The 213-nt window shown below is 55.9% G+C and carries 1 rRNA gene; it reads left to right on the forward strand.

The features are described from left to right. Positions 1-150 precede the first annotated feature (150 nt). Positions 151-213: ribosomal RNA gene (gene rrf, locus A6V37_RS43215) — 5S ribosomal RNA — on the forward strand; the annotation flags it as partial.

A 213-nucleotide genomic window follows, 5' to 3' on the forward strand; every position in this document is an offset into this window, starting at 1 on the left:
TGCAGAACACACAGGTTGAGATCAGTGTTGTGCCAGAAACAACACAACCCCCGAATCTCCCTCTGGTGAGCATCACCAGAAACTATTTCTTCCAGATTGGCTGTGGCGCCGGGTTGACCAAAACCCGGGCGACGCAGCAACCCGTCAAAGCCTGATGACCATAGCGAGTCGGTCCCACCCCTTCCCATCCCGAACAGGACCGTGAAACGACTC

It is taken from the genome of Paraburkholderia ginsengiterrae, from assembly GCF_001645125.1.
Lineage (GTDB): Bacteria > Pseudomonadota > Gammaproteobacteria > Burkholderiales > Burkholderiaceae > Paraburkholderia > Paraburkholderia ginsengiterrae.